The following is a 9819-nucleotide window of genomic DNA, read 5'->3' as shown; positions in this document are numbered from 1 at the left end:
CTCCCGGCCCGCCCGTCCCCCGTCAGATCCGGCCGCCGGTCAGGCGGGTGATCGGGCCGTGCGTGTGACGTGCCGCGCGTCGGCCCGCCGCGTACGACGTGGCGGTCAGCGCGGTCAGACCCGCGCCCACGCCCGCGGCGATGAGCTTGCGCTGGGCGATCACCGTCCAGGCCGTCTTGGCGACGGCCGCGGCCTGCCCCGAGGCGGCGATGACGGTCTGGCGTCCGGCCTCGACGCTCTTGGCCGCGGTCTGCGCGGCGCCCGCCGCCGTCTTCGCCGTCCGCTCCGTCGCCTTGGTGCCCGCTGACGCGGTGTCACCCGCCTTGTCTGCGGCCTTGTTCGCCGCCTTCGTGGCCGGGGCGGTGGCCTTGGCCGTGGTGCGCCGGGCCTTCGCCGCCGTCCTGGTGGTCGCGGAATCTTGGTTCGTCTGCTCGTTCGATTCACTCATGGACATCGCGTTACCGCTCGCTTCGACGGCAAACACCCTCCGTCGGGGGCGTTTTCACCACCGGGTGCCACCGGCGCGCACACCGACGGCCCGGTGCCGTCACGCACCGGGCCGTCGTCCGTGGCCGGTCAGCCGATGTGATAACTGTCGCCGTAGACCTTCCAGTCGAGGGGCGGGTTCAGGTCGAGGTTGCCCTGGCGCAGGAAGACGCGTTGGGCGGTGTCGACGCGGCTGGTGTCGCTGTGCGCCTCCTCCTGTTTCATCGCCCACACGCGCGCGTCGAGGAACGCGTTCAGGTAGGTCGTCTCGTTGCCGCCCTGGGCCGGGGGCCTGGCCTGGCGCAGGGCGCGGCTGCGGATGCTGCTGAAGCTGGTCGCGTCGCCGCCGTCGCCGTGCATGACGATGGCGTCGTAATAGGCGAACTGGCCGAGCGCGCGCAGTCCGTCCGCCTTGCCCTGGCGGACGGCGGGGTTGAAGTAGACGCGGTCGCGTTCGTCGTTCTGCGCCTGCTGGAAGACCGTGTCCCGGGCGGCCCTTCGCCAGTCGGCGGGGAAGTTCGGGTCGAGGCCGTCGTGGGAGTCGGTGCCGTCGACGCGACGCAGCGCAGGCAGGTACGGGGCGAGGACGTTGCCGGGCTTGCGGTCGGCGTAGAGCTGGACGAGGTCGAGCATGTCTCCGGTGCCGGAGCAGAAGCCGATGATGCCGGCGGTGTAGCCGCGGCCGTCACCTATGTCCTCGATGTATCCGTACTGCGCCTTCCAGTCGAGCGAGGAGTTCTCCGCGCTCGACACCAGCTTCATGGCGATCTCCTTCTTCGCCGGGTCGTCGAGGCCCGGTGCGGCCGCGGGGGCCGCCGCTGCGGCCCCGGAGCCGAGGACGCCGACGCAGGTCGCCGCCCCCATGAGAGCGAGGAGGGTGCGGCGGGACGGGTGGGTGGACGCGGGCACTGTGTCAGGTTCCACGGGGACTCCAAGTGGAGGTGGGGGGTGGAGAGTTGGTCCAGACCTGATTGTTAGGAATGTTTCCTACCAGTGCGGGCCGCGATCAGTAACCCAGCGCGCGGAACTTCGTAGGTTCGAACGAATACCGGTCGCCACTACGTCAGTTCGACCGGTCGGGTGACGGGGTGGCTAGTCCCGCGTGACGTCCTTGACGAACACGAGCCCGTCCATGCCCGCCAGACGGACCGGGTCGAGCGGGGCGTACCCGAACCACGGGGACACGCGGGGCGCGGGCGGGGTGTCGCCGAGTGCGGTGGCCAGGCGCCGGGGGTCGACGAGGCTGGGGTCCCCCGGGAGGTCGTACAGGAGTCCCTCGACGGTGTCCTGCGGCGGTGTGTCCACTCCCTGGTGCCGGATCGTGCCGAGGGCGGTGGCCACGAAGGCGTACGCGTCCCCGAGCCGGGCGCCGGCCAGGGCGCCGGCGCTCCACCACTCCACCGGTCCCTCCCACATCCGCATCGAGCTCTTCTCCCGCTGCAGATGGGAGTTGTGGGCACTCACCAGCACCGGTCCCCGGGCGGCCACGGCGAGGAGGTTGTGGGCCATCATCGAGTCCCGCAGCGCGCACAGGCGCGTCATGCGGGCGGGTGACGCGTCCGCCATCGCGTGGTGGTAGCGCAGCAGCCCGGCGGCCGTGCGCCCGTACAGGCACGCGAGGTCCCAGTCGTCCCGCGAGGTCGCTGTGAGCAGGTGCGGTGCCTGGACGTCGAGCAGCGCCGTCAGTTCGTCCGCGAGCAGCCGCAGCCGGTCCGCCTCGGCCGACCGCCCGACCGACCGCGCCGGGTCCGTCATCGCGGCGGGCTCGGTCCACCGGTCGTCCGCGCCGAGCAGACGGTCGAGCGTCCGCGCGGTGCACGGAAGCAGGCCCGCGTCCACGTGGGCCGCGAGGTAGCCGTGGAGGGCGGTGAGGGCCTTGCGGGGGCTCGCGGCGGCGGTGATCTCCAGTGGACCGTCCAGGCCGGCGAAGCGGACCCGTTCGGACGGGGGCCGGCCGTCGTTGTGCGCGCGCATCCACCGCACGAGCGCGCGGTTGGCCGCGAAGGAGCCCCAGCCGTGGCTGAATCCGTGCTCCATGACCTCGTCGAGGGTGCCGGTGCCCGAGGTGACGTAGTCGTCCACCATCAGGCCCGCCACGCAGTCGCTCTCGATCGCGATCGTCCGGAAGCCCTCCTGCTCGACGAGCTGCCGGAAGAGCTCGTTGCGCAGTTCCAGCAGGGTGTCCTCACCGTGGGCGGGCTCGCCCAGGGCGAGCACCCGGGGCCGGGCCGGGAGCAGTCCCATAAGGGCGGCAGCGTCGACGGCACGGGCGGTTTCCTTGATGTCAGTCGCCATGCCTTCAACGCTATCGTTGAACCTTCGGTTGAGACTTTTCCGCGATATGGTCGCTGACGTGGGAAGAAAGCTTCAAAACGAGGGGCACCTGAGGCCGGTCGACCTGGCACGAGGGCACGGCCTGTCGACGCAGGCGGTCCGGAACTACGAGGAGGCCGGCATCCTTCCGGCCGCCGACCGCACGCCCCACGGCTACCGCGTCTACACCGCGCTGCACGCCCGTGCTCTGCGGGCCTTCCTCGCCCTGCTGCCCGGCCACGGCCACCGGACGGCCTCGGCGATCATGCGGGCGGTGAACGAGGGCTGCGTCGAGGACGCGTTCCGTCTCCTGGACGAGAGCCACGCCGAGCTCCTCGACGACCGGCGGACCCTCCAGACCGTGGAGCGGGCGCTGCGCGACCTGGACGCCGCCACCGCGTCGGAGCCCGCCGCGCGGGCGAGATCGGGGTCCGGCTCCGGGCCGGGGGCAGGGGCCGGGTCGGAGTCCGGCTCAGGGTCCGGGTCCGGGGGGATGTTCATCGGCACACTGGCCGGCCGGCTCGGGGTCCGGCCCGCGACCCTGCGCAAGTGGGAGCGTGCCGGGCTGGTGCAGCCGCACCGGGACGCGGTGACCGGATACCGCGTCTACGACGAGGCGGCCGTACGGGACGCCCGGCTGACCCACCAGCTCAGGCGGGGCGGCCATCTGCTGGAGCAGATCGCGCCACTGATCACCCGGGTGCGGGAGGCCGGCGGTCTGGAGCCGCTGGAGGGCGCGCTGCGCGACTGGCACGGCCGGCTCGCCGCCCGCGGCCGGGCGATGCTCGCCGGGGCCGCGGAGCTGGAGGCGTACCTCCGCGAGCGCGGATGATGACCGCCGGGTCGCCGACCGGGCGGTCAGGGGCGGGCAAGGACCGCCCCCTGCCGGGCGGTTGCCTCAGAAGTGGCGCGGCAGACGGACCACCTGGACGAAGAAGTCGTCGATCTGGCGGACCGCGGCGATGAACTGGTCCAGGTCGACGGGCTTGGTGACGTACGCGTTGGCGTGGAGCCTGTAGCTGCGCAGGATGTCCTCCTCGGCCGCCGAGGTGGTGAGGACCACGACGGGGATGTGCGACAGCTCCGGGTCGGACTTGATCTTCTCCAGGACCTGACGGCCGTCGTACTTGGGGAGGTTGAGGTCGAGCAGGATGAGGTCGGGCTGCGGCGCTTCCGTGTGGTCGCCGCGGCGGTAGAGGAAGTCCAGCGCCTCCTCGCCGTCCCGGACCACGTGGAGGGTGTTGCCGATCTTGTTGTCCTCGAACGCCTCACGGGTCATCAACTCGTCGCCGGGGTCGTCCTCGACGAGGAGCACGTCTATGGGGTTGGCGGCGGGGGTGGTCATGTCAGAACCTTCTCCTCGGTGCCGATTCCGGACGCCTCCGGGTGCTCGGCGATGGACGGGAGGGTGAAGCAGAAGCGCGTGCCGTCCGTGTGCGTGGTGTCGATCCAGATCTTGCCACCATGCTGCTCCACGATCTTCTTGCACAGTGCCAGACCGATGCCGGTACCACCGTAGGCGTCCCGGCCGTGCAGCCGCTGGAAGATGACGAAGACCTTCTCCGTGAACTGCTCGGGGATGCCGATGCCGTTGTCCGTGACGCACACAAGCAGGCTGTCGGGCTCGTCCGGGTCCGTTCCGCAGGTGATGGAGACGTGCGGAGTGCGGTCGGGGTGGCGGAACTTGAGGGCGTTGCCGACCAGGTTCTGCCAGAGCATGGCGAACAGGGTCGGGTCCCCGACGACCTCGGGCAGGTGTTCCGGGCGGTCGATCCGGGCGCCGGACTCCTCGACGGCCGCCCCGAGGTTGGCCAGCGCCTTGTCCAGCGCCTGGTCGAGACCGACGGGCACCCGGGCGTCGTTGACCCGTCCGACCCGGGAGAAGGTCAGCAGGTCGTTGATGAGGACCTGCATGCGCCGCGCCCCGTCGACGGCGAAGTCGACGTACTGGCGGCCGCGGTCGTCGAGGACGTCGCCGTAACGCTTCTCCAGCAGCTGGCAGAAGGAGGCGACCTTGCGCAGGGGCTCCTGCAGATCGTGGGAGGCGACGTAGGCGAACTGCTCCAGTTCCGCGTTGGAGCGGCGCAGTTCCTCGGCCTGGGCGTCCAGGTCGGCGGCCTGCCTGCTCAGTTCCTGCTCCTGTGCGCGGGATGCCTCGAGTTCGGCCACGACATGCCAGCGCATGCCCTCGACGGCGTTGGCCACCGCGGTCAGGTCGGCAGGGCCGGCGCCGGTGATGACGTACGAGAAGTCGCCGCCCGCCACCCGCCTGGAAGCCGTGCCCAGCGCCTCCAGCGGGCGGGTCACCAGAACCCGGACCAGGACGGCGCAGGCGACGCCGGCCAGCAGGAAGACGGCGACCATGGCGGCCAGGACCGAGTCGCGCACGTGGCGTTCGTGGGCGAGGTGGGAACGGCCCTCCTCCACCGCCTGCGCCAGGTCGGTGTTCTGCCGGGTCCACAGGGCGCGCAGCCGGTCGAACTCCTTCTTGCCCTGGTCGGCCTTCTGCTGGTCCAGCGGCTTCGGACGGCCGGGCGTGACCGAGGCCGCGAGCGGTTCGGCGTAGGTACGGCGCCAGTCGGCCGCCTGGGTCTCGATCGCGTTCAGGTCCGCCGTCAACTCGGGCCGGTCACCGATGAACTCGCGCAGTCGGGCCGCCGAGGCCGCCTCGTCCCGCTTGCCCTGGGTGTACGGGGTGAGGAACTGCCGGTCGGCGGAGATCGCGTAACCGCGGATGCCCGACTCCTGGTTGGCCAGCGCCGCCTGCAACCGGTACGCCTCGGTCTGGGCGGGCTGGACGCGGCGCAGCAGCCGGTCGCTGACCTCCGCGGTCCGGCCCAGCAGACCGGCGCCGACCACGCTGCCGACCACCACCAGCAGCGTCATGACGGCAAGCAGCAGGTAGAACCACCCCTGCACCGTCAGCCGGCGCCCCCTGCGCACCGCGCCCATAACCCGTCTCACCTTGTGGTCCGACACCGTGCTCCCACTCACTCAGTTCCAGTTCAGGTGGACGACGGCCACATCGTCCGCCAGGCCGCCCCGCGCCTCGGCGAGGCTCTCGGCCCGCTCTATCAGCCGGTCCACGAAGGCCTCCGGCTCCAGGCCGGCCTCCTCCCGGGCGAGGGCCAGCAGGCCTTCCTCGCCGAGGCGTTCCGTGCCACGGCTCACGTGCCCCTCGAAGAGGCCGTCGGTGAAGAGCACCACCGACGTGCCCGCCGGGACCGGCAGTTCCGCGGTCGGCCACCACGCGCCGCCGGGGACCATGCCCAGCGCCGGTCCGCCGGGCACCTCGACCCAGTCCACGTCCGTCCCGGTGCGCCGGAGCAGGCCGTGGTGCCCGGCGCGTACGACGTGGGCCCGCTGCTCCCCCGGGACGGCGGCCAGGCTCACCAGGGTCGCGAAGACCTCGTCGCGGGCCCGCTCGGCCATCAGCAGTTCCTCCAGGCGGGCCATCTGCTGGGCGCCGGTGATGCCGCTGAGGACGAGGGTGCGCCAGGCGATCCGCAGGGCGACTCCCAGGGCGGCTTCGTCCGGGCCGTGCCCGGAGACGTCCCCGATGAGGGCGTGGAGGGTGCCGTCGGCGCTCTGGACGATGTCGTAGAAGTCCCCGCCCAGCAGGGTCTGCGCGCGTCCCGGCCGGTAGCGGGCCACGACCTGGACGCCTTCGGCGCGCAGGAGCGGGCGGGGCAGCAGGCCACGCTCCAGGCGGGCGTTCTCCTGCGCCTGGAGGGCGCCGGCCCGGAGGGCCACCGCCGCCCGCTCGGTCTGCTTGCGCTGGATCGCGTAGCGCACCGCCCGCCCGAACAGCTCGGGCTCCACCCGGCCCTTGACCAGGTAGTCCTGTGCGCCGGCCGCGACCGCGGCGAGACCGGTCTGCTCCTCGGCGAGCCCGGTGAGGACCACGATGGCGACCTCTTCGGCCAGCCCTTTGACCAGGGAGACCGCCTCGAGTCCGTGGGCGTCCGGCAGGTGCAGGTCGAGCAGGACGCAGTCGGGGGTCTCGGTGGCGAGCACCTCGGCGGCCTCGGTCATCGACCGCACCCATCGCAGCCCCATCTTCACGGCGCCGTCGACGACGAGTTCCTCCACGAGCAACGCGTCACCGGGATCGTCCTCCACCAGGAGAACCGACGGCTCCCGGTGCTCCCACGCCGTCTCGGCACCGGCTGCCGTCGCCGACACCAATGCGGCAGCCTCAGTCCCCGAGAACACTCTCGTCCCGGCCTCCCCACTCCATGCATGTCGCCTGCCACCGGCCGTTGCCCAGGACAACGACGGGAACGCGGTCAGCGCGACGATCCGATCTTCACCCGCCGCCCACGGCCGTGGACAACGCGTCCACCCGTGGGCCGGTGCTCAGGCGGTCCGGTGGCCGCCCCGGCGGTCCTGTTCCTCGTGGCCGATGTCACTTCCCGGTCAGATCCTCGCGAGGTCCAGGGGGACGGGCGGGCGGGCGCCGGCGCCACGCGGAGCGTGGCCGGGCCCGCTGCCGCCCCGTGCGGGGCCGGCCGCTTCCGGCCCTGCCGCAGCTGTGCCAGTCGTCACTGACGTCGTCATCGTCCGCCCATTCCGAGATTCCGGTGTTCTGGCCGCGCTTACCCCGGACCGGCGCGACCATGCCGGGAAGGTTCCAGAAAACCATCCGGGGCCACACGTCTCCTCCACATCCGGAGTCCTGCCGCCCCCTCGGTTCCGATCGGTGTCACGGGGAACCGGGTAGGACGTCAGAAAGGAGTCCCCGTGACCACCTACGTCATCACCGTCCCCGGTACGTTCCTGCGGGACGTGCCCGACAGCGTCCGCTCGGACATCGGACGGAGGCTGCGGCCTCAGGACCCCAGGAACACGGACCTCGGGGAGAGCGAGGAACTGAGCGTGCTGACCCTGGAGGACGACGGCATGTTCGCCGCCCGGGTCGAGGTGGAGGCCCCCGACCGCTTGCAGGCCGAGGCCGAAGCGGTACGGCTGGTCTCCCGGGCCCTGCGTGACAGCGGGCTGGCGGAGCGGGACGCCCCGTTGGGTCCCGCCGTGGTGACCGGCATCGACAGCGAGTTCTGAGGCCGGCGCCGAAGCGGGCCTTCCGGTTCGCGGCCCGTCCGGGGGATGGCGCCGTGGAAGGCGGCGGGCGAGGATGTTTCTTCGCGAAGTGCGGTCCGCTCCGCCGCGGTTCACGGCGTCTCCGGTGCCCGGCGCGGCAGGGCGGACGGCGTCCGCCGCCTGAAGGAGCCTCGGGATGGGTGCACACGCAGCGCCGCACCACCGCAAGCGCGTCCTGGTGACGGCCGCGAGCCTGCTGCTCGTGGGCGGCGGCCTCCTCGGCCTCCCCCGGGCCGACGGGGCCCCCGCCGCGGCCGACGCCTGCCGCACCACCTCCACGCACCTGCCCCGCGGTGACTGCGGGCCCTTCTGGCAGGTCCTCGCCGAGGACTTCAACGGCGACCGGGTGCCGCTGGGGTCGTTCAGCGACTGCGCGCACGACGTGGACACCTCCGCGGCCCACTGCGGCGGGCTGTCGGGGAAGTACCGCGACAACTGGTGGGCGTATCCGACGGGTTGGCCCGACACGGCCGTCAGCCGGGGGCGCGAGGTGACGGGTGTCTACCACCCGGAGGACACCGTGAGCGTCGGCCCCGCGGCCGACGGCGACGGGCGGATGTCCATCCGGATGTGGCGGCCCGCGGACGGCGGCTCCGTGCACGCCGCCGCGCTGGTGCCGCGTGCGGTGATGGAGATGAAGTACGGCAAGTACAGCGCGCGCATCAAGGTCACGAAAGTGGCTCCCGGTTACAAGTCCGCGTGGCTGCACTACGGCGGGGGCTGCGAGATGGACCACCCCGAGGGCGAGTGGACCGGCTCCCTCAACTCCTTCCACCACCCCTGCGGCGGCGGTGAGCAGGGCTGGTTCCCGGGGAGCGACGACTGGACGCGGTGGCACACGGTCTCCACCGAGTGGACGCCGGGTCACGTCCGGTTCTTCGTCGACGGCCGGCAGACGGGTCATGACACCCGTGACGTGCCGGACCGGCCCCTGTCCTGGGTGCTCCAGAACGAGAGCGCCCTGGAGGGGCCGGGGGCGGCGCCGGGGAGCAGCGCGCAGCTCGACGTCACCTGGGTGGCGGCGTACGCGTACGGCTGGAAGTGACCGGTCGCAGCGAGGGGCCGACGAGTTCGTCGGCGACCCACCGGGCCACGCGGACCGGGTAGGGCGACGGCAGTCCGAGAACGATGTGGGTGAAGCCCGCGTCGGTCGCCTCCGTGATCGCCTCACGGGTGGCGTCCGGACGGTCGTACGAGACGGGCAGGTGGATCGAGCGGGTGATCTCGGCGGGGTCCCGGCCGATCTCCGCGCAGTAGCGGTCCAGCAGGGCGCTGCGACGGGTCACGTCGTCGATGTCGCCGCCGGGAATGTTCCACAGGTCCGCGTGCCGGGCGACGATCCGCAGCGTCGCGGAGGAACGGCCTCCTATGAGGATCGGGGGGTGGGGGCGCTGGACGGGCTTGGGGTTGGCGAAGGCGCCGGTGAGGTGGTGGTGGGTCCCCTGGTGGTCGAAGGGTTTCTCCTCGGTCCACAGGCGCTTGATGAGCCCGCATGCCTCGGCGAGGCTCTCCACGGCGTGCGCGGAGTCGTGGAAGGGCAGGCCGTGGGCCTCGTACTCGCGCCTGGCGAGGGGATGGTCGGGGCGTGAGCCGACACCGATGCCGAAGTCGAGCCGGCCGCCGGAGACGATGTCGACGGTCGTGGCGATCTTGGCCAGCATCGCGGGCGGCCGGAAGCGGTTGCTGGTCACCATGACACCGAGGCGCAGACGTGTGGTCTGGGCGGCCAGCGCGGAGAGCAGGGTCCAGCCTTCGAGAGCCGGCCCGTCGGGGTCGCCGCCGATCGGCATGAGGTGGTCGAAGAGCCAGGCGTGCTCGATCACGGGCAGGTCGTCCGCCTCGCGCCAGACGCGCAGGACGTCGTGGTAGTCGACCTGCATGGGGGCGGTCATGATGCCGAAGGTGGGTGGGGGCGGTGGT

10 protein-coding genes are annotated in these 9819 nt (G+C 72.2%); 3 read left to right on the top strand and 7 right to left on the bottom strand.

All coding sequences use genetic code 11. From position 1 onward, the window contains the following. Nucleotides 1-22 precede the first annotated feature (22 nt). From AOJ26_RS12950 to AOJ26_RS12940, 3 genes are all read right to left on the bottom strand, one after another. Complete coding sequence (locus AOJ26_RS12950) at nt 23-454, bottom strand: hypothetical protein (RefSeq protein ID WP_053848408.1); 432 nt, start codon at nt 452-454, stop codon at nt 23-25. 122 nt (nt 455-576) lie between these two features. Continuing rightward, complete coding sequence (locus AOJ26_RS12945; protein WP_234358542.1) at nt 577-1350, bottom strand: chitosanase; 774 nt, start codon at nt 1348-1350, stop codon at nt 577-579. Nucleotides 1351-1578: 228 nt separating this feature from the next. Further along, complete coding sequence (locus AOJ26_RS12940; RefSeq protein WP_053848406.1) at nt 1579-2781, bottom strand: erythromycin esterase family protein; 1203 nt, start codon at nt 2779-2781, stop codon at nt 1579-1581. Nucleotides 2782-2839: 58 nt separating this feature from the next. On the opposite strand from AOJ26_RS12940, the gene AOJ26_RS12935 reads away from it, so the two are divergent. Continuing rightward, on the top strand, nt 2840-3631 hold the full coding sequence (locus AOJ26_RS12935; RefSeq protein WP_053848409.1) for a TioE family transcriptional regulator: 792 nt from the start codon (nt 2840-2842) through the stop codon (nt 3629-3631). A gap of 66 nt (nt 3632-3697) precedes the next feature. Here the strand turns inward: AOJ26_RS12935 and AOJ26_RS12930 are convergent, their stop codons facing one another. From AOJ26_RS12930 to AOJ26_RS12920, 3 genes are read right to left on the bottom strand one after another with little or no spacing between them, the layout of a single operon-like run. Then, nucleotides 3698-4144, bottom strand: a complete 447-nt coding sequence (locus AOJ26_RS12930) for a response regulator (protein ID WP_053848405.1) — start codon at nt 4142-4144, stop codon at nt 3698-3700. Then, nucleotides 4141-5751, bottom strand: a complete 1611-nt coding sequence (locus tag AOJ26_RS12925) for a sensor histidine kinase (protein WP_053848404.1) — start codon at nt 5749-5751, stop codon at nt 4141-4143. The genes AOJ26_RS12930 and AOJ26_RS12925 overlap by 4 nt, the downstream gene beginning before the upstream one ends. A 42-nt stretch (nt 5752-5793) precedes the next feature. Then, nucleotides 5794-6987, bottom strand: coding sequence for a PP2C family protein-serine/threonine phosphatase (locus AOJ26_RS12920; protein WP_086724215.1), 1194 nt, complete (start codon nt 6985-6987; stop codon nt 5794-5796). A 555-nt stretch (nt 6988-7542) separates the two neighbouring features. Here AOJ26_RS12920 and AOJ26_RS12915 point away from each other — a divergent pair. After that, entirely contained in the window at nt 7543-7860 is a 318-nt protein-coding gene (locus AOJ26_RS12915; protein ID WP_053848402.1) for a hypothetical protein, read from the top strand. A gap of 175 nt (nt 7861-8035) precedes the next feature. Further along, nucleotides 8036-8944 carry a glycoside hydrolase family 16 protein gene (locus AOJ26_RS12910; RefSeq protein ID WP_053848401.1) on the top strand — a complete coding sequence of 303 codons (909 nt, stop codon included), beginning with the start codon at nt 8036-8038 and terminating at the stop codon, nt 8942-8944. Here AOJ26_RS12910 and AOJ26_RS12905 read toward each other — a convergent pair. After that, on the bottom strand, nt 8907-9819 hold a 913-nt coding region (locus AOJ26_RS12905), incomplete at its 5' end, for an LLM class flavin-dependent oxidoreductase (RefSeq protein ID WP_373413175.1). The two genes, AOJ26_RS12910 and AOJ26_RS12905, sit on opposite strands and share 38 nt — an antisense overlap.

The organism is Streptomyces sp. NRRL B-24085, from assembly GCF_001282115.1.
Classification (GTDB): Bacteria; Actinomycetota; Actinomycetes; order Streptomycetales; family Streptomycetaceae; genus Streptomyces.
Note: the sequence above shows the minus strand (reverse complement) of the source record. Positions and strands in the feature narration are given on the sequence as shown.